We start from the raw sequence: 17,804 nt of genomic DNA, 5'->3' as shown, positions 1-17,804 counted from the left end.
CAGCGACGGATCAGGGCCATACGTAGGCTTGAGGTGGTTGAGGCTTTCCGGAAGTCCGGAAACCGGCCAGAGTGGATGATCCTCGAAGTCATCCCTGTCATCCCTCCGGACCTGCGTCCAATGGTCCAGCTGGACGGCGGCAGGTTTGCTACATCCGACCTTAATGACCTCTACCGGCGGGTCATCAACAGGAACAACCGGCTCAAGAAACTCCTGGAGCTGGCCGCCCCGGACATCATCGTCCGCAATGAGAAACGCATGCTTCAAGAGGCCGTAGATGCCCTGATCGACAATGGCCGGCGGGGAAGACCGGTGACGGGCCCAGGGAATAGGCCCCTCAAATCCCTTTCAGACATGCTCAAAGGGAAGCAAGGCCGGTTCCGCCAGAACTTGCTCGGAAAGCGAGTGGACTACTCCGGACGTTCTGTGATCGTGGTCGGGCCGTCCCTCAAGCTTCACGAGTGCGGTCTGCCCAAAGAGATGGCCCTCGAGCTCTTCAAGCCGTTCGTGATGAAGAGGCTTGTCGACAAGGGTCATGCGCACAACATCAAGAGCGCCAAGCGCATGGTGGAACGGGTGCGCCCCGAAGTCTGGGACGTTCTCGAGGAGGTCATCGCGGAGCACCCAGTGCTCCTGAACCGCGCCCCCACCCTGCACAGGTTGGGCATCCAGGCTTTTGAGCCCGTATTGGTCGAGGGACGCGCAATACAGATCCACCCGCTGGTCTGCACGGCATACAACGCCGACTTCGACGGGGACCAGATGGCAGTGCACGTTCCGCTATCTGCGGAGGCACAGGCCGAGGCGAGGTTGCTCATGCTGTCGGTGAACAACATCCTTTCCCCGGCGCACGGCGGGCCTGTGGCCACTCCGACCCAGGACATGGTGCTTGGGTGCTACTACCTGACCATCGAAAAGCAGGGAGCCCGGGGTGAGGGCAAGGTCTTCGAAAGCCCCGAGGCCGCAAAGATGGCCTACGAGGCTGGGTCCATCGAGCTTCAGGCGAGGATCCTGGTAAGGCTTCCTGAATCCAAGCTGGTATTGGGGGCAGAAGAGGCGGGGACAAGGAAGATCGTCACCACTGTTGGGCGGTTGATCTTCAACGAGATCTTCCCGGACGACTTCCCCTACATCAACTCCGCCGAAGGCTCTCTCGATGAGGAGCTTACCCGCGGTGACTTCGTGACCAAACCCGGAATGTCGGTCGCGGAATACCTTGCGGCATCGGATGGACCAGGTGGGCGGCAACGCAAGGCCGCGAGCAAGAGCTTCCTTTCCAGGGTAGTGGCAATGATCAGGCGCAAGTACGGGAACGCCAAGACCTCCGAGGTTCTTGATGCCATGAAGAGACTTGGGTTCAAGTATGCAACCCGCTCTGGGACGACGGTGGGAATCGAGGATATCGCGATCCCGCCCGACAAGGAGCAGATCATAAAAGAAGCCGACGAGAAAGTCGAGCAAATCGAAAGCCAATACAAGCGTGGGCTCCTCCTTGCTGACGAGAAGGACAGCTTGGTTATTGACGTGTGGACTGAGGCTCGCGAGCGAGTCCAGCAGGCGATGCTCGCCAATCTCTCGAAGTTCAACTCAGTCTACATGATGGCCACGTCTGGGGCACGCGGTAACGTGCAGCAGCTCAACCAGCTGGCGGGCATGAGGGGCCTCGTTGCAGACCCGTCCGGACGAACCATAGACGTGCCAATAAAGGCGAACTTCCGTGAGGGCTTGACAGTGCTGGAGTACTTCATATCCACACACGGAACGAGAAAAGGACTTGCGGACACCGCACTTCGAACCGCAGACTCCGGTTACCTCACCAGGAGACTCGTCGACGTGGCGCAGGACGTAATCGTCCGAGAGGATGACTGCGGCACGAAAGAGGGCATTGAGGTAACTCAGCTCGTTGAGGGCGACACCGTGATTGAGCCGCTGTCCGAACGGATCACGGGCAGGGTGAGCCTGGAGGACGTCGTGGACCCCAGCACCGGGGAGGTACTCGCCGAAGCGGGCGAACTCATAGGGGAAGATGTGGCGAAGCGTATCGAGGATGCCGGGTTCACTTCGATCAAGATACGTTCGGTCCTCAAGTGCAGGACCAGGTACGGCGTGTGCGTAAAGTGCTATGGTCGCAACCTAGCGACGGGCAACCCGGTGGAAGTTGGGGAAGCTGTGGGGACCATTGCCGCACAGTCCATTGGAGAACCCGGCACACAGTTGACGATGAGGACGTTCCACACCGGGGGTGTCGCAGGGGACGACATAACGCGCGGCCTGCCTCGCGTGGAGGAGCTCTTCGAAGCCAGAAAGCCCAAAGGCCTCGCTGTGATAACAGAGCATGATGGAGTCGTGACGATCCAGGAAGCGAAAGGTGTACGGAAGGTCATCGTCAGGACAGATGACGGCGAAGAACACTCGTATACCGTGCCGTTTGGCGCCAGGCTGGAGGTGCGGGATGGGCAGCGAGTGGAGGCCGGGGACAACCTGACTGAGGGCTCCGTGAATCCGCACGATATCCTGAGGATACGTGGGATGATTCCGGTACAGCAGTATATCGTCCGCGAAGTGCAGGAAGTCTACCGGTCCCAGGGCGTCGAGATCAACGATAAGCACATTGAAGTGGTCGTCCGCCAGATGATGAGGAAGATGAAAGTGGAGGACCCTGGTGACACTGATCTGCTGCCAGGTGGGACCGTTGATGTGTTCGAGCTCGAAGATATCAACGCGGAGGCGGAAGCCATGGGCCTACGGCCAGCTTCGGCGAAGCCGATCCTGCTTGGCATAACCAAGGCGTCTCTCGCGACGGACAGCTTCCTCTCAGCAGCGTCGTTCCAGGAGACCACGAGGGTCTTGACGGAGGCGTCGATCAAGGGGAAGACAGATCCCCTCATCGGGCTGAAGGAGAATGTCATCATCGGAAAGCTGATTCCAGCCGGAACTGGAATGTCCAGATACCGCAACATCCGTGTGCTCGAACCGGCGGAGGTGATGACCCTGCCGCCCGCCGCGGCGGTCAGGGACGTCGAGAATCTGGAGTATGCTGCGGGTGTAGCGGGAGGTCAGGCATCGGAATTGCTTGACACGCGTAGTGGCTGATGCTAAAATGTCTAAGTGTCTGAGCCACCCTGTGTGGTGGCATGGGGCCGAAGGAGGCACTCAACGCGGATGTATGAGAACCTGGCATCCGCCCGTAACAGGGTGATCGGCACCAAGCAGACTGTGAGGGCCCTGGGGCGTGGATCCGTCCGGGAAGTCTACATCGCGAAGGATGCCGAAGAGCACGTTGTCCGCGATCTCGTGGCACTTTGCGAGAAGAACGGTGTCCCAGTAATCATCGCTGGTAGCATGCAGGAACTCGGCAAGGTGTGTGGGATCGATGTCGGTGCGGCATCCGCCGCAATTCTACACGAGTGACCAGTGCCCCTTGCACCTATCTTTCGGGGCAAGGGGCACATTATGTCCGCAATGCGTGTCTTCGGGAAGGAGGTGTCGTAAGTGCCAACCATCAGCCAGCTGGTAAGAAAGGGCCGCAAGAAAGCCACGACCAAGTCGAAAGCGCCTGCCCTGAGATACCAGTACAACTCGCTCAACCGCAGGTCCATCTATGGCGAGGGCGCCCCACAGCGCAGGGGCGTGTGCACCGTAGTCAGAACAACTACGCCCAAGAAGCCCAACTCGGCTCTTCGCAAGATCGCCAGGGTGAGACTGACAAACTTGCTCGAGGTCACGGCATATATCCCAGGAGTGGGGCACAACCTTCAGGAGCACTCGGTCGTGCTCATCCGCGGTGGCCGAGTGAAGGATGTCCCCGGCGTGCGGTACCACATCATCCGGGGCACACTTGATACCGCCGGAGTTGCGAATAGACGTCAGGGCAGGTCCAAGTACGGGGCCAAGCGCCCGAAGTAGGACCCGGAAGGGAGGGTATCACGTGCCGAGGAGAGGCAATGTGCCTAAGCATGAGGTGGCACCCGATCCTGTCTACAACTCCAAGATGGTGTCTGAGTTCATCAACAAACTCCTCCTCAAGGGGAAGAAGAGCGTGGCTGAGACCATTTTCTACGAAGCCGCGGCCATCATAGAGGAGAAGACGGGAAAGGATCCGCTCGAAACCTTTGAACGTGCACTCAAGAATGTCATGCCTGTGCTCGAAGTCAGGCCGAGGCGCGTGGGCGGCGCCACCTATCAGGTTCCAGTGGAGGTTAGGGCTGACCGGAGGAAGGCTCTAGCCCTCAGATGGATTGTGAAGCACGCCCGCGCGAGAGGCGAAAAGACCATGGCAGAGCGTTTTGCCGCCGAGATCATGGATGCAGCGGCAGGGACAGGGGCATCCATAAAGCGTAAGGAAGACATGCATAAGATGGCAGAGGCCAATAAGGCGTTCGCGCATTACAGGTGGTAACAGAGGCGAAGCGTCTGGGGAAAGGAGAGAAGAGCATGGTCGAGGCGGTACCGATTCAGAGTATCCGCAACATAGGCATAATGGCCCATATCGATGCCGGCAAGACCACGACGACCGAGCGAATTCTCTTCTACACCGGACGTGTTCACCGGCTTGGCGAGGTGGATGCGGGGACGGCCACGATGGACTGGATGATCCAGGAGCAGGAGCGCGGGATCACCATAACATCGGCCGCGACCACATGCTACTGGCGGGGTTGCCGGATAAACATTATCGACACGCCCGGCCACGTGGACTTCACCGTGGAGGTTGAGCGCTCTCTTAGGGTGCTTGACGGAGCGGTGGCGATCTTCGATGCTGTGGAGGGTGTCCAACCACAGTCAGAAACCGTCTGGAGGCAAGCAGACCACTATCGAGTTCCGAGGATAGCATTTGTGAACAAGATGGACCGGGTGGGAGCGGATTTCGCGTTCTCAGTCCAGACGATGCGTGACAAACTCGGCGCTTTGGCGGTCCCCGTCCAGACCCCAATCGGCGCAGAAGACAAGTTCCGCGGAGTTGTGGACCTGATCAGCCGCAAGGCCATTCTCTATCAGGACGATCTTGGGGTCAATCGCGAGGTCGTCGACATCCCGGAAGAGCTGGTCGATGCTGCGGAGCAGGCCCGCGAGGAACTCATCGAGAGAGCCGCCGAGAACGACGATGAGCTGATGGAGCTGTACGTCGCCGGAGAAGAGATCTCCGAAGAAGCCTTGAGGGCGGGGATCCGCAGAGGCACACTGTCCGCCCGGTTGACGCCTGTGCTGCTTGGATCGTCTTTCAAGAACAAAGGTGTCCAGTTGCTTCTCGACGCGATCGTCGACTACCTGCCGTCTCCGGTCGACATGCCTGCTGTGGTTGGGCTAGAGCCTAATGGGGAAACGCAGGTCACGAGAAGGCCGTCGGAGGACGAGCCTTTCTGTGCGCTCGCGTTCAAGATAGCAACCGATCCCTACGTGGGCAAGCTCGCGTACTTCCGGGTCTACTCCGGGATGGCGAAGGCGGGGGAAGTAGTGTACAACGCCTCCAAGGGCAAGCGGGAGCGGCTGGGCCGAGTTGTAAGGATGCACGCAAACCATCGTGAAGACCTTGAGGTGGTATCCGCCGGTGATATTGTTGCCGCAGTCGGCCTCCGCGATACTACCACAGGTGATACTCTCTGTGATGAACGGCACGCCCTCGTTCTCGAGCGGATGGAGTTTCCTGAGCCTGTCATCTCCGTTTCCGTGGAGCCCAAGAGCAAGAATGACGAGGACCGGCTGACGCTGTCCCTGGGGAAACTGGCTGAGGAGGACCCCACGTTCAAGGTTCACACCGACCAGGACAGCGGGCAGACAATCATCTCAGGAATGGGGGAGCTGCACCTCGACATCATAGTGGACCGGCTCGTCAGGGAGTTCAAGGTCGAGTGCAACGTAGGCAAGCCCCAAGTGGCTTACAGAGAGACTGTCACCGCGTCTGTGACCCGTGAAGGCAGGTTTGTCAGGCAGACGGGCGGGCGCGGCCAGTACGGCCATGTGGTCCTGGAAGTCTCGCCCGGGGCGCCGGGCACCGGGATAACCTTCGAGAGTCGGATCACCGGGGGAGCGATTCCCAAGGAGTTCATCCCTGCGATCGAGGCGGGCATTCGCGAAGCTGCGGGCACCGGCGTGCTTGCGGGGTATCCGATGATGGGCATCGCTGTTGCGCTTCTCGACGGGACTTACCACGAGGTGGACTCCTCGGAGCTCTCATTCAAGGTGGCTGCATCCATGGGGTTCAAGGAGGCCGTGGAAGCCGCGAGCCCGGTTCTTCTGGAGCCTATCATGAAGGTGGAGATCGTCACCCCTGAGGCTTACCTTGGAGACATCATGAGCGACATCGGTGCGAGACGTGGCAAGGTATCCGGCCTCGAGGCGAGAGGTCCGATCCAGGTTATACGCGTGCAGGTTCCGCTCGCTGAGATGTTCGGTTACGCGACGGTCCTTCGCTCACTCTCACAGGGCCGCGCGAACCACAGCATGCACTTTCTCAGGTACGAACAGGTTCCTCCTCATGTAGGGGAGGAGATCATGCGAAGGTACCGGGGAGTTTTCTCCTGAGAACACAAGGGAGGATTGAATGAAATGGCCAAGCAGAAGTTTGAGAGGACCAAGCCCCACTTGAACATCGGTACAATCGGGCACGTGGACCATGGCAAGACCACCCTCACGGCGGCGATCACGAATATCCTGTCGAAGCACGGGTTGGCCCAGCTCAAGAAGTTCGAGGAGATCGACGCGGCACCTGAGGAGAAGGCCCGAGGCATCACTATCAACACCGCGCACGTTGAGTACGAGACACCCAAGCGTCATTATGCACACGTCGACTGCCCCGGCCACGCGGACTACATCAAGAACATGATCACTGGCGCTGCCCAGATGGACGGGGCCGTTCTAGTGGTCTCGGCGGCCGATGGCCCGATGCCCCAGACCCGCGAGCACATTCTCCTCGCCAGGCAGGTGGGCGTCCCCGCCATCGTCGTTGCCCTCAACAAGTGCGATGCTGTGGATGACCCCGAGCTCCTCGAGCTGGTCGAGATGGAGGTCAGAGACCTTCTCTCCAAGTATGAGTTCCCAGGAGACGAGATCCCCGTGGTGCCGGTCTCGGCCCTCAAGGCCGGCGAGTGCGGATGCGGCAAGCGTGAGTGCGAGTGGTGCGGCAAGGTCTGGAATCTGATGGACGCCGTCGACTCCTACTTCCCGGATCCCGTCCGTGAAATCGACAAGCCGTTCCTAATGCCCATCGAGGACGTCTTCACCATTACCGGCCGCGGGACCGTCGTTACCGGCAGGGTGGAGCGCGGAATGGTCAAGGTTGGCGACGAGGTTCAGATCGTTGGCTTGACTCCGGAAACAAGGAAGACGGTGGTGACCGGGGTCGAGATGTTCCGCAAGATCCTCGACCAAGGCCAGGCGGGTGACAACATCGGATGCCTGCTTCGCGGAGTCGACAAGGACGAGGTAGAGCGTGGCCAGGTTCTGGCCAAGCCGGGATCGATCACCCCGCACACCAAGTTTACTGCGCAGATCTACGTACTGTCAAAGGAAGAGGGCGGCCGGCATACTCCGTTCTTCAACGGGTACAGGCCGCAGTTCTACTTCAGGACGACCGACGTCACTGGCAGCATCCAGCTTCAAGAGGGCGTCGAGATGGTTATGCCAGGGGACAACACTGTGATGACGATCACTCTCATTACCCCGATCGCTATGGAGGTCGGCCTCAGGTTTGCAGTCCGCGAGGGCGGACGGACAGTCGGCGCCGGCGCGGTCACGTCGATAATCGAGTAACAGGCAGCTTCGCCAGGCATTGGGCGCCTCGCCCCGGGGGCTTGTCCTCCCGGGGCGACCCCAGGCCGCTGTACCCAGCGATGAAGCGGGATGTTGTCTGACTCCATACCCGTGGAGCAGAGTAAACTTCCGCGGAGCATGTCCGTGTGCGCAATCGGGCGATAGGAGGGGGATAAGGTTTGGCAACCCAGAGAATCAGGATCAAGCTGAAGGCCTTCGACCACAAGATTCTCGACCAGTCTGCTGAGAGGATTGTCGAGACTGCGAAGAGGATGGGGGCGCAGGTATCAGGGCCCATCCCGCTCCCGACGGAGAAGAACGTATACACCGTGCTCCGTTCGGTTCACATCGACAAAGACTCCAGAGAGCAGTTTGAGATGCGGACTCATAAGAGGCTGATCGACATACTCGAGCCCACGCCCAAGACGATAGACGCGCTCATGCGTCTCGATCTGCCGGCTGGAGTGGACATAGAGATCAAGCTTTAACGTGCCGCGGGAGGTGTAACACATGGGCAGGGCCATACTGGGCAGGAAGGTCGGGATGACCCAGCTGTTCGCTGAGGACGGCAGGGTTCATCCAGTGACCGTCATAGAGGCTGGGCCGTGCTACGTGGTGCAGAAGAAGCACGCGGCACGGCACGGCTACGAGGCAGTACAGGTTGGCTTCGGCGACAAGCGTGAGAGGCTTGTGAACAAGCCTCTGGCCGGGCACTACGCCAGGGCGAAGGTGAAGCCGAAGCGGTTTCTCCGGGAATTCCGTGTGGACTCGGCAGACGAGTTCCAGCTCGGGCAAGAGATCAAGGTAGATCAGTGGTCGGAGGGAGACCGGGTGGATGTCATCGGCACCTCGAGGGGTCGCGGGTTCGCCGGCGTCGTAAAGCGCTGGGGGTTCAACCGCGGGCCGATGAGCCACGGTTCAATGTATCATAGAAGGGTCGGGGCGTTGAGCGCGACCGATCCAGCCAGGGTCTTCAAAGGCCGCAAGATGCCGGGAAGGCTCGGCGGAGAACGGGTGACCGCCCTCGGGCTCACTGTCATGAAGGTTGATTCCGAGCGGAACCTTCTGCTCGTCAGGGGATCGGTGCCTGGGGTCCGAGGCGGACTTGTGATTGTCCGCGACTCCGTGAAGGCATGAGTGAGGAGGCGACATCGATGCCCAAAGCACCTTTGTTCAACTCGAAAGGCGAGAGGCTGGGAGAGGTTGACCTCCCGGAGGCCGTCTTCGGAATAGACCCCAACGAGCACGCGGTCCATGAGGCCGTGGTCATGCAGCTCGCGAGCAGGCGTGCGGGCACCCACGACACGAAGACCATCTCCGAGGTCTCAGGCGGCGGGCACAAGCCGTGGAGGCAGAAGGGGACTGGCCGCGCGCGTCAGGGCTCCAGGCGGTCTCCTCTGTGGAGAGGCGGCGGGATTGTCTTCGGACCGACTCCGAGGGAGTATGCGTATTCAATCCCGCGGAAGGTCAGGAGACTCGCGTTGCTTTCGGCCCTCTCCTCGAGGGCCCTTGCAAATTCCGTTTACGTTGTGGACTCGTTCGATCTGACAGCACCCAGCACCAAGCGGATGGTGAACCTCTTCCGCCAGCTGAACGTGGCCGAACCCCTTGTGGTTACGAGCGAGCGGAACGAGATGGTCGAGAGATCTGCAAGGAACGTTCCGAATGTGAAGGTCCTGACCGTTGAGGGACTCAATGTCTACGATATTATGGACCACGTCGCGCTCATCATGACCCAGGACGCGGTCCAGAGGACAGAGGAGGCGTTTGCCTGATGCTGCATCCGCAGGACATCGTCATAAAGCCGCTGGTCACCGAGAAGAGCACGGCCATGATGGAGCAGCGCAAGTACGCCTTCCGGGTCAGACCGGACGCTAACAAGGTCGAGATTGCCCGTGCGGTGGAGGCCATATTCAAGGTCCGCGTGGTTGACGTTAACACCGTCACCATGCGTGGCAAGGTGAAGAGGCTTGGCCGGCACGAGGGCAAGACCCCTGACTGGAAGAAGGCCATAGTAACGTTGAGAGAAGGAGACCGCATCCCGCTCTTTGAGGGGGCGTAGGTCCGTTCGCGAAGGAGGTCAGCAGGATGCCAATTAAGGCTTTCAAGCCTACATCACCTGGACGGCGGCAGATGTCCGTGTCCACGTTCGAGGAAATAACCCGCTCCAGGCCGGAGAGATCCTTGCGTGCGCCTTTGCGGGGGACCGGCGGGAGGAACGACCAGGGCCGGGTGACCGCGAGGTTCAGAGGGGGAGGCCACAAGCGGGCGTACCGGATCATCGACTTCAAGAGGGACAAGGACGGTGTTCCTGGCAAGATCGCCTCGGTTGAATATGATCCGAACCGGTCTGCCAGGATCGGTCTGGTGAACTACGCAGACGGCGAGAAGCGCTATATCCTTCTTCCCCTCGGGTTGAAGGTGGGCGATGTGATCATGTCCGGGCCGGGCGCGGACATCAAGCCCGGGAACGCTCTGCCGCTCGCCAATATACCTGTCGGGACAGTGGTCCACGCCATCGAGCTGGTGCCGGGCAGAGGCGCACAGATGGCTCGCAGCGCCGGGGCTGGCGCGCAGATAATGGCCAAGGAAGGCGACTACGTCACCTTGAGACTGCCCTCCACCGAGATGCGAATGGTCAGGGCAGAGTGCAGAGCTACGATCGGACAAGTGGGCAACGTCGACCACGAGAACATCAAGCTCGGGAAAGCCGGCCGTAAGCGCTGGCTGGGCAGGAAACCGCACAACCGTGGAGTGGTCATGAACCCCGTCGACCACCCGCACGGCGGTGGAGAGGGCCGGTCCCCGGTGGGACTCAAGAGCCCGGTGACCCCGTGGGGCGTTCCGACCCTGGGGCACAAGACCAGAAAGCCCAAGGCGTCTGACAGGTTGATAGTCAGACGCAGGGGCGGGAGATAGGCACGGGGTTCTGAAAGGAGGCGCGCCGATGGGAAGGTCACTCAAGAAAGGACCGTATGTGTACCCAGCCCTCGCCAAGAAGATTGAGAGCTTGAATAAGGCCGGCAAGAAGGAGATCGTGAAGACTTGGTCGCGGGCGTCGATGGTCATGCCCGACATGGTAGGCCACACCATCGCAGTCCATGACGGCCGGAAGCACGTGCCGGTCTACATCGTAGAGGACATGGTAGGGCACAGGCTCGGCGAGTTCGCGCCGACCAGAATGTTCAGAGGGCACAGGTCTACTACTGACAAGCCCACCGCCATGAAGCGATAACGCGGGCCGGAAGGGCACGAGGGGGGTCAGGCACAGGTGGAAGCCAGGGCAGTTGCCAAGTATGTGCGTATGTCCCCGCGAAAGGTCCGCCGGGTGGTGGACCTGGTGCGCGGGAAAGACGTTGACGAGGCCCTGACCATATTGAAGTATACTCCGCAGGCGGCGTCGACGGTCGTTAGCAAGGTGATCAAGTCCGCCGCTGCGAACGCAGAGAACAACCTGGATATGTCCAAGGACGATCTTTACGTGGCCGTGGCCTACGTTGACCCAGGTCCCACGCTCAAACGTATCCTACCGAGGATGCGAGGGATGGCTGACAGGATCCTGAAGCGGACGAGCCACATTACGGTCATCGTGAGAGAAAGGGAGGGTTAGACGCGTGGGGCAGAAGGTCAATCCGATCGGACTCAGGCTTGGAATCAACCGGACGTGGGATTCGACGTGGTATGCCGACAAGAACTTCGCCGAGCTTCTTCATGAAGACCTGAAGCTGAAGAAGTTCATAAAGAAGCGGCTCTACGCCTCCGGCATCTCGCGCGTCCAGATAGAGCGGGCCGCCAACCGGATCAGGATCACCATTCACACCGCCAGGCCGGGTATGGTCATTGGCCGCGGCGGTGTCGAGGCGGAGAACCTCCGTAAGGAACTGGAGACCTTAACCGGAAAGCAGGTCTCCGTAAACATCCTCGAGGTCAAGCACCCGGAGGTTGATGCGCAGCTGATCGCGGAGAACATCGCGGCGCAGCTGGAGAAGAGGATTTCCTTCAGGCGCGCCATGAAGCAGGCCCTGCTGCGCGCGGAGAAACTCGGGGCGCTCGGGGTGAGGATGAGGACCTCCGGGCGACTGGGCGGCGCGGAGATCGCGAGGAGCGAAGGGTACAGTCACGGGAAGCTTCCTCTTCACACCTTGAGGGCGGACATCGACTATGGGTTCGCCGAAGCTCGGACTACGTACGGCCGAATAGGTATCAAGGTGTGGGTGTACAAGGGTGAGATTCTCCCAACTAGAGCCGGGAGGGCCCGGCAGGAGGGAGGCCAGCGCTAGATGTTGATGCCCAAGAGGGTCAAGTTCAGAAAGCAGCACCGGGGCCGCATGAAAGGCCGCGCGATGCGCGGCGCCGAAGTGACCCTTGGCCAGTACGGCCTGCAGGCCTTGGAGGCTGGATGGGTTACTGACCGGCAGATCGAAGCTGCGCGTATCGCAATGACACGTTACATCAAGCGCGGCGGGAATGTGTGGATCCGCATCTTCCCAGATAAGCCCGTGACAGCAAAGCCCGCCGAAACCCGTATGGGCAGCGGTAAGGGCGCCCCGGAGTACTGGGTGGCAGTTGTGAGGCCGGGAAGGATCATGTTCGAGATCGCGGGGGTCTCCGAGGAAATCGCCCGCGAGGCCATGAGGCTGGCCGGACACAAGCTGCCTGTCAAGACCAAGTTCGTCAGGAGAGTAGAAGAATCGGGTGGTGAAGCCAATGAAGGTTAAGGAGTTCAGGGAGCTTTCCACCGAGGAACTCGACCGCAAGCTCGCGAGCCTTAAGGAGGAACTCTTCAACCTCCGGTTCCAGCTCGCCACCAATCAGCTTGAGAACCCTCACAGGATCGCTGATGTCCGGCGAAACATCGCACGGGTCAGGACGGTCATGAGAGAACGGGAACTCAAGATAGCGCGAGGCTAAGAAGGAGGGCAAGCAGAAATGGAGAACGCGAGAGGCCAGCGCAAGGAGAGGGTCGGAGTCGTAGTCTCGGACGCCATGGACAAGACTCGCGTGGTAGCCCTGGAGCGGACTTTCCGCGATGCCCTCTACGGGAAGATCCGCAGACGCACCAGCCGCGTCAAGATCCACGACGAGAACAACGAGTGCAAGGTGGGTGACAGGGTGCGGATCATGGAAACTCGCCCACTGTCTCGTGAGAAGCGTTGGAGACTTGTGGAGATAGTCGAGCGGGCGAAGTAGAGAGGGCCCCATCGAAAGGAGGGGACTTGCGGTGATTCAGCCTCAGACCATGCTCAGCGTTGCCGACAACACTGGCGCGAAGAAGATCATGTGCTTCAGGGTAATGGGCGGAGCCAACAGGCGGTACGCTCGAGTCGGCGACATCATCATCGCGACTGTCAAGGAAGCGACGCCCGGAGGCGTTGTAAAAAAGGGTGAGGTCGTCAGGGCGGTGGTAGTCCGGACGAAGAAAGAGCTCAAGAGGCCGGACGGTTCGTACATCAGGTTCGACGAGAACGCAGCCGTCATCATCAACGACCAGAACAACCCGAGGGGCACCCGTATCTTCGGGCCGGTCGCCCGTGAATTGCGCGATCGAGATTTCATGAAGATCATTTCCCTTGCCCCAGAGGTCCTCTAGAGCCGGGGGTGTCCCGGATGTGGGGAGGTGCAGGAGGACAGTATGACCACATCAGTCAAGAACGTTAAGAAGGGTGACACAGTGCTCGTGCTCTCAGGAAAGGACAAGGACAGGCGGGGCAAGGTCCTGCGCGTGCTGCCACGAGAGAGCCGAGTTCTTGTGGAGAACTTGAACGTGGCGAAGAGACATACAAAGCCAACCAAGACTGCGCCCCAGGGTGGCATCGTCGAGAAGCCGATGCCGATTCCTCTTGGGAAAGTCATGGTTGTCTGCGGCAAGTGCAACAAGCCAACCAGGGTCGGGAAGAAGGCTCTGGAGTCCGGCGAGTACATCCGCGTATGCAAGAAGTGCGGCGCCGGGCTGGATAAGTAGGCCTGTTCACTTTCGCAAGAGGGGGGTCGGTGTGGATGGAGATGCCACGACTCAGAGAGAAGTACCTGAACGAGGTTGTCCCGGCCCTGCGTGAGAAGTTCGGTTACAAGAACATCATGCAGGTTCCGAAAGTTGAGAAGGTCGTCGTGAACATGGGTGTCAGCGACGCGGTCTCAGACCCCAAGGCTCTCGACGCGTCGGCGAATGACCTCGCGCAGATAACAGGGCAGAAACCCCTGATCACTAGGGCCAAGAGATCCATTGCCGCCTTCAAACTCAGGGCGGGAGTGCCGATCGGGTGCAAAGTCACCTTGCGAGGGGCCAGGATGTACTACTTCCTGGATAAGCTGTTCAACGCGGCCCTGCCGAGGATACGTGACTTCAGGGGGGTATCCCCGAAGGGATTCGACGGAAGAGGCAACTACACCGTGGGCCTCAAGGAGCAGCTGGTATTCCCAGAGATAGTGTATGACAAGGTGGATAAGATCAGGGGAATGGACATCACGATTGTGACCACCGCTCAGACCGACGAGGAAGGCCTCGAGCTTCTGAGAGCGCTTGGGTTGCCTGTCAGGATGCAGTAAGGGGGGGGAGATGCATGGCGCGCAAGGGGCTGGTCGAGAAGTGGAAGCACGAGCCCAAGTACAGAGTCAGGGCCTACAACAGGTGTCACATCTGTGGGAGGCCCCGGGCATACATGCGCAAGTTCAAAATGTGCAGGATCTGCTTTAGGACCCTCGCCTCTCGGGGAGAGATTCCCGGCATCACCAAGGCGAGTTGGTAGCGGCATCCGCACGCCCGGAGAGGGAGGTAGAGGCTGATGGTGTTGTCAGACCCCATCGCGGATATGCTCACGAGAATCAGGAATGCGAACATCGTGAACCGCGAGGTCGTTGAGATACCGGCGTCCCGGATCAAGCGCCAGCTTGCTGAGATCATGAAGCAAGAGGGCTATATCCGCGACTGCGAGCTCAGTCAGAGTGGGAAAGAAAGCGTCATCAAGATCACCATGAAGTACGGCCCGAATAAGCAGAAGACCATCCGCGGGCTCAAGCGTATCAGCAAGCCCGGACTTCGGGTCTACGTCAAGAAGGACCAGCTTCCCAAGGTCCTAAACGGCCTTGGAGTGGCGGTAATCTCCACGTCTCGTGGGCTCATGACTGACCGCCAGGCGAGAGAGATGGGCCTCGGCGGCGAAGTCATCTGCTACATGTGGTAGGTGGTGTGACTATGTCCAGAATCGGTAGGAAGCCAGTTCCGGTTCCCAAGAACGTGGAGGTGGCGATAGAAGGCAATTGCCTGACTGTGCGCGGCCCCAAAGGCGTTCTAAGACGGGAACTGCATCCGGATATGCAAATAGAGGTTGGCGAAGGTGCCATACATGTCTTGAGGCCATCCGACAGCAGGACACACAGGTCGCTTCACGGGCTCACGAGGAGCCTGGTTGCGAACATGGTGGAAGGGGTGACCCGGGGCTACGAGAAGTCTCTTGAGATCGTAGGGACGGGTTACAGAGCCTCGAAACAAGGCAACAAGCTTGTTCTGCAGATAGGGTACTCGCATCCGGTCGAGATTACGCCCAAGGAAGGCATCGACATCCTGGTGCCCGCGCCCAACAAGATCACGGTCACAGGGATCGACAAGGAATCAGTTGGGCAGACCGCTGCGGATATTCGTGCGGTGAGGGAACCCGAGCCCTACCAGGGCAAAGGCATTCGATACGCTGGCGAGCGGGTGATTCAAAAGGCTGGCAAGACCGGAAAGGTCGGAAAGTGAAGCTGCAGGCCTTCGACTGGTGTGAAAGGAGCGACTCGCTGTGTACAACAAGGTTGACAGGAGGGCGGGTCTAGCCCGCCGCCACAGGCGGCTACGGGCCAAGGTGAAGGGCACTCCTGGGCGCCCAAGGCTTTCGGTCTTCCGGAGTCTTGCCCACATCTCCGTCCAGATAATAGATGACACTCGAGGTGTCACCCTGGTTGCGGCCTCCCCGACTGAGCCCGAAGTCCGTGCCAGGGTGACACCTCGAGTGTCACCCTGGTTGCGGCCTCCACGACTGAGCCCGAAGTCCGTGCCAGGGTTGGTTACGGCGGCAACGTCGCTGCCGCCCGTGTCGTGGGAGAGGTAATCGCCAAGCGCGCCCAGGAGCACGGCATCAAGCAGGTCGTGTTCGACCGGGGCGGCAATCTCTATCACGGTCGGGTTGCCGCGCTTGCTGAGGCCGCCCGTGAAGGCGGCCTGGAGTTCTAGACGGGGGAGGGCAGCACATGAAGAGGATTGAGACAGAGGGACTGGAACTCAAGGAGAAAGTGGTGAGCATCAACCCCGTCGCCAAGACGACAAAAGGTGGGCGGACCCGGAGTTTTCGTGCCCTAGTCATAGTGGGCGACGGAGCGGGCCACGTCGGGATGGGCCTGGGGAAGGCCTATGAGGTGTCCGAGGCGATCCGCAAGGCTGTGGACGATGGGAAGAAGAATCTGACCGAGGTTCCCATCGCCGGGACAACGATTCCACATGGAGTCACCGCAACCTTTGGGGCGGGGTGCGTCATGCTCAAACCGGCCGGCCCCGGAACTGGAGTCATCGCCGGTGGACCCGTCAGGGCTGTTCTGGAACTCGCTGGGTACCGCGACATCCTTACGAAGTCCCTGGGTTCGAACAACCCTCTGAACATGGTTAACGCGACGATGAAAGGGCTTCTGTCTCTGCGCTGTGCAGAGGAAGTCTCGCGGGCACGCGGGAAGTCCGCGGAAGAGATGACCAAGTAGGAGGGGTCCGAGTGGCAAACAAACTTGAGATCACCTGGAAGAAGAGCGCCATCGGCGAGCCCCAGGATCAGCGTGCCACCGTTGCCGCGCTTGGCCTTCACAGGCTCGGGCAGACTGTGGTGCATGAGGATTCGGGTGCTATTCGGGGAATGATAAAGAAGGTACGCCATCTGCTGGAGGTCCGCGAGGTCGACTGAGGTCCTCGGGGCTCCGCACTGGGAGGTGCGTTGTATGAGGTTGCACGACTTGCGGCCCCCGTTTGGCGCGAAGTCTGAGCGGAAGCGGGTGGGCCGTGGGATAGGGTCAGGGCATGGAAAGACAGCGGGCAAAGGTAACAAGGGCCAGCTGGCCAGGTCTGGAGGAGGAAAGGGCCCCGGGTTCGAGGGCGGCCAGACTCCTCTTGCTCGCAGACTCCCCAAACGGGGTTTCAACAACAAGTTCAAGGTCGAATACGCCGTGGTGAACGTGGGAGATCTCGAGATGTTCGATGCCGGCGCGGAAGTCACGCCTGAAGTACTGCGCGACGCGGGGCTGGTCCGCAAGGCCGGCATGCCGGTGAAGATCCTCGGCAATGGGGACATAACCAAGTCCCTCAAGGTTCGCGCAGACAGGTTCAGTGAGACCGCGGTATCCAAAATCACGGCCGCAGGAGGCTCCGCGGAGGTGGTATAGGTGATCGCAGCAGTCGTAAACGCGTTCCGCGTCCCGGACCTTCGGAAGAAGATCCTGTACACTGCGTTCCTGTTGTTCATCTACAGGCTGGGATCGTTCATCCCGGTTCCAGGTGTGGATGCAAGCAGAGTTGTGGCGGAGTTCGAGAGAGCGGCCGGAGCGGCCGGAGCGGGACTTCTGAGCCTTCTCGACATGTTTGCCGGAGGCGCGCTTTCCAGGTTCACGGTCTTCGCCCTCAATGTCGGGCCCTACATCACCGCGTCTATCGTGATGGAGCTCCTCAAGGTGGTCATACCTCAGCTCGAGGAGTTGGCCAAGGAGGGCGTGGAAGGCAGAAAGAAGATCTCTCAGTACACGAGGTATCTGACCATAGTCCTCGCAGTCGTGCAGGGCTACGCATACACGTTGATGCTCTCAGGTGCTGTAAGGCCTGGCGCGCTTTCACGGGTCCTCATCGTGGTCAGCATGACGGCAGGAACGGCCTTCGTTATGTGGCTGGGTGAGAAGATCTCCGAACACGGCATAGGCAACGGAATATCGCTGATAATCTTCACAGGCATCGCGGCGCGGATACCGTCAGGGGTAGAGCGCACCGTCAAGCTCATCTTTGCCGGAGGGGCAAATCTTGTCATGCTTCAGTTGTGCGATAAAAAGAGTCC

27 protein-coding genes and 1 pseudogene are annotated in these 17,804 nt (G+C 60.0%); all 28 read left to right on the top strand.

Annotated features, from left to right (window positions below; translation table 11 throughout):
- A partial coding sequence (rpoC, locus tag NUW23_04520) for a DNA-directed RNA polymerase subunit beta' (protein MCR4425439.1) occupies positions 1 to 3,093 on the top strand: 3,093 nt, incomplete at its 5' end.
- A 69-nt stretch (positions 3,094 to 3,162) separates the two neighbouring features.
- Positions 3,163 to 3,411: a ribosomal L7Ae/L30e/S12e/Gadd45 family protein gene (locus NUW23_04515; GenBank protein MCR4425438.1), complete on the top strand. Its 249-nt coding sequence runs from the start codon at positions 3,163 to 3,165 to the stop codon at positions 3,409 to 3,411.
- Positions 3,412 to 3,492: 81 nt separating this feature from the next.
- Positions 3,493 to 3,906 carry a 30S ribosomal protein S12 gene (rpsL, locus tag NUW23_04510; protein MCR4425437.1) on the top strand — a complete coding sequence of 138 codons (414 nt, stop codon included), beginning with the start codon at positions 3,493 to 3,495 and terminating at the stop codon, positions 3,904 to 3,906.
- 22 nt (positions 3,907 to 3,928) lie between these two features.
- A complete protein-coding gene (gene rpsG, locus NUW23_04505) occupies positions 3,929 to 4,399 on the top strand; it encodes a 30S ribosomal protein S7 (GenBank protein ID MCR4425436.1) in 471 nt (156 codons plus the stop codon).
- A 35-nt stretch (positions 4,400 to 4,434) separates the two neighbouring features.
- Positions 4,435 to 6,519, top strand: coding sequence for an elongation factor G (gene fusA / locus NUW23_04500; GenBank protein MCR4425435.1), 2,085 nt, complete (start codon positions 4,435 to 4,437; stop codon positions 6,517 to 6,519).
- A 24-nt stretch (positions 6,520 to 6,543) separates the two neighbouring features.
- Positions 6,544 to 7,746, top strand: a complete 1,203-nt coding sequence (gene tuf / locus NUW23_04495) for an elongation factor Tu (GenBank protein MCR4425434.1) — start codon at positions 6,544 to 6,546, stop codon at positions 7,744 to 7,746.
- Positions 7,747 to 7,925: 179 nt separating this feature from the next.
- The gene (rpsJ, locus tag NUW23_04490; GenBank protein MCR4425433.1) at positions 7,926 to 8,234 is read left to right on the top strand and encodes a 30S ribosomal protein S10; all 309 of its coding nucleotides are present in this window, start codon (positions 7,926 to 7,928) and stop codon (positions 8,232 to 8,234) included.
- A gap of 22 nt (positions 8,235 to 8,256) precedes the next feature.
- Positions 8,257 to 8,883 (top strand): 50S ribosomal protein L3, encoded by a 627-nt coding sequence (gene rplC / locus NUW23_04485; GenBank protein MCR4425432.1) that lies wholly within the window; start codon positions 8,257 to 8,259, stop codon positions 8,881 to 8,883.
- A 17-nt stretch (positions 8,884 to 8,900) separates the two neighbouring features.
- Positions 8,901 to 9,521 (top strand): 50S ribosomal protein L4, encoded by a 621-nt coding sequence (gene rplD / locus NUW23_04480; GenBank protein MCR4425431.1) that lies wholly within the window; start codon positions 8,901 to 8,903, stop codon positions 9,519 to 9,521.
- Complete coding sequence (rplW, locus tag NUW23_04475) at positions 9,521 to 9,808, top strand: 50S ribosomal protein L23 (GenBank protein MCR4425430.1); 288 nt, start codon at positions 9,521 to 9,523, stop codon at positions 9,806 to 9,808. Before rplD ends, rplW begins: the two co-directional genes overlap by 1 nt.
- A 26-nt stretch (positions 9,809 to 9,834) precedes the next feature.
- The gene (gene rplB, locus NUW23_04470; protein ID MCR4425429.1) at positions 9,835 to 10,665 is read left to right on the top strand and encodes a 50S ribosomal protein L2; all 831 of its coding nucleotides are present in this window, start codon (positions 9,835 to 9,837) and stop codon (positions 10,663 to 10,665) included.
- Positions 10,666 to 10,693: 28 nt separating this feature from the next.
- Positions 10,694 to 10,981, top strand: a complete 288-nt coding sequence (gene rpsS, locus NUW23_04465; protein ID MCR4425428.1) for a 30S ribosomal protein S19 — start codon at positions 10,694 to 10,696, stop codon at positions 10,979 to 10,981.
- Positions 10,982 to 11,017: 36 nt separating this feature from the next.
- A complete protein-coding gene (gene rplV / locus NUW23_04460) occupies positions 11,018 to 11,356 on the top strand; it encodes a 50S ribosomal protein L22 (GenBank protein MCR4425427.1) in 339 nt (112 codons plus the stop codon).
- Positions 11,357 to 11,360: 4 nt separating this feature from the next.
- Entirely contained in the window at positions 11,361 to 12,026 is a 666-nt protein-coding gene (gene rpsC, locus NUW23_04455; protein MCR4425426.1) for a 30S ribosomal protein S3, read from the top strand.
- Positions 12,027 to 12,464, top strand: coding sequence for a 50S ribosomal protein L16 (gene rplP, locus NUW23_04450; GenBank protein ID MCR4425425.1), 438 nt, complete (start codon positions 12,027 to 12,029; stop codon positions 12,462 to 12,464).
- Positions 12,454 to 12,657: a 50S ribosomal protein L29 gene (gene rpmC, locus NUW23_04445; protein ID MCR4425424.1), complete on the top strand. Its 204-nt coding sequence runs from the start codon at positions 12,454 to 12,456 to the stop codon at positions 12,655 to 12,657. Before rplP ends, rpmC begins: the two co-directional genes overlap by 11 nt.
- An 18-nt stretch (positions 12,658 to 12,675) precedes the next feature.
- Complete coding sequence (rpsQ, locus tag NUW23_04440; GenBank protein ID MCR4425423.1) at positions 12,676 to 12,936, top strand: 30S ribosomal protein S17; 261 nt, start codon at positions 12,676 to 12,678, stop codon at positions 12,934 to 12,936.
- 31 nt (positions 12,937 to 12,967) lie between these two features.
- On the top strand, positions 12,968 to 13,336 hold the full coding sequence (gene rplN, locus NUW23_04435; protein MCR4425422.1) for a 50S ribosomal protein L14: 369 nt from the start codon (positions 12,968 to 12,970) through the stop codon (positions 13,334 to 13,336).
- Positions 13,337 to 13,378: 42 nt separating this feature from the next.
- Positions 13,379 to 13,708 carry a 50S ribosomal protein L24 gene (gene rplX / locus NUW23_04430; protein MCR4425421.1) on the top strand — a complete coding sequence of 110 codons (330 nt, stop codon included), beginning with the start codon at positions 13,379 to 13,381 and terminating at the stop codon, positions 13,706 to 13,708.
- A gap of 41 nt (positions 13,709 to 13,749) precedes the next feature.
- Positions 13,750 to 14,292, top strand: coding sequence for a 50S ribosomal protein L5 (gene rplE, locus NUW23_04425; GenBank protein ID MCR4425420.1), 543 nt, complete (start codon positions 13,750 to 13,752; stop codon positions 14,290 to 14,292).
- A 14-nt stretch (positions 14,293 to 14,306) separates the two neighbouring features.
- Positions 14,307 to 14,492 (top strand): type Z 30S ribosomal protein S14, encoded by a 186-nt coding sequence (locus NUW23_04420; GenBank protein ID MCR4425419.1) that lies wholly within the window; start codon positions 14,307 to 14,309, stop codon positions 14,490 to 14,492.
- Between the two features lie 36 nt (positions 14,493 to 14,528).
- A complete protein-coding gene (gene rpsH, locus NUW23_04415) occupies positions 14,529 to 14,927 on the top strand; it encodes a 30S ribosomal protein S8 (protein MCR4425418.1) in 399 nt (132 codons plus the stop codon).
- 11 nt (positions 14,928 to 14,938) lie between these two features.
- Positions 14,939 to 15,484: a 50S ribosomal protein L6 gene (gene rplF, locus NUW23_04410; protein MCR4425417.1), complete on the top strand. Its 546-nt coding sequence runs from the start codon at positions 14,939 to 14,941 to the stop codon at positions 15,482 to 15,484.
- A gap of 40 nt (positions 15,485 to 15,524) precedes the next feature.
- A pseudogene (locus NUW23_04405) lies at positions 15,525 to 15,955 on the top strand (50S ribosomal protein L18).
- A gap of 17 nt (positions 15,956 to 15,972) precedes the next feature.
- The gene (gene rpsE, locus NUW23_04400) at positions 15,973 to 16,473 is read left to right on the top strand and encodes a 30S ribosomal protein S5 (protein ID MCR4425416.1); all 501 of its coding nucleotides are present in this window, start codon (positions 15,973 to 15,975) and stop codon (positions 16,471 to 16,473) included.
- Positions 16,474 to 16,484: 11 nt separating this feature from the next.
- Positions 16,485 to 16,670: a 50S ribosomal protein L30 gene (gene rpmD, locus NUW23_04395; GenBank protein MCR4425415.1), complete on the top strand. Its 186-nt coding sequence runs from the start codon at positions 16,485 to 16,487 to the stop codon at positions 16,668 to 16,670.
- A gap of 34 nt (positions 16,671 to 16,704) precedes the next feature.
- Positions 16,705 to 17,145, top strand: a complete 441-nt coding sequence (rplO, locus tag NUW23_04390; protein ID MCR4425414.1) for a 50S ribosomal protein L15 — start codon at positions 16,705 to 16,707, stop codon at positions 17,143 to 17,145.
- Positions 17,146 to 17,804 (top strand): preprotein translocase subunit SecY (locus tag NUW23_04385; protein ID MCR4425413.1); only part of this gene is annotated, 659 nt, incomplete at its 3' end.

It is taken from the genome of Bacillota bacterium (assembly GCA_024655925.1).
GTDB lineage: Bacteria > Bacillota > DTU025 > DTU025 > JANLFS01 > JANLFS01.
This window is presented reverse-complemented; position numbering and strand designations above follow the sequence as displayed.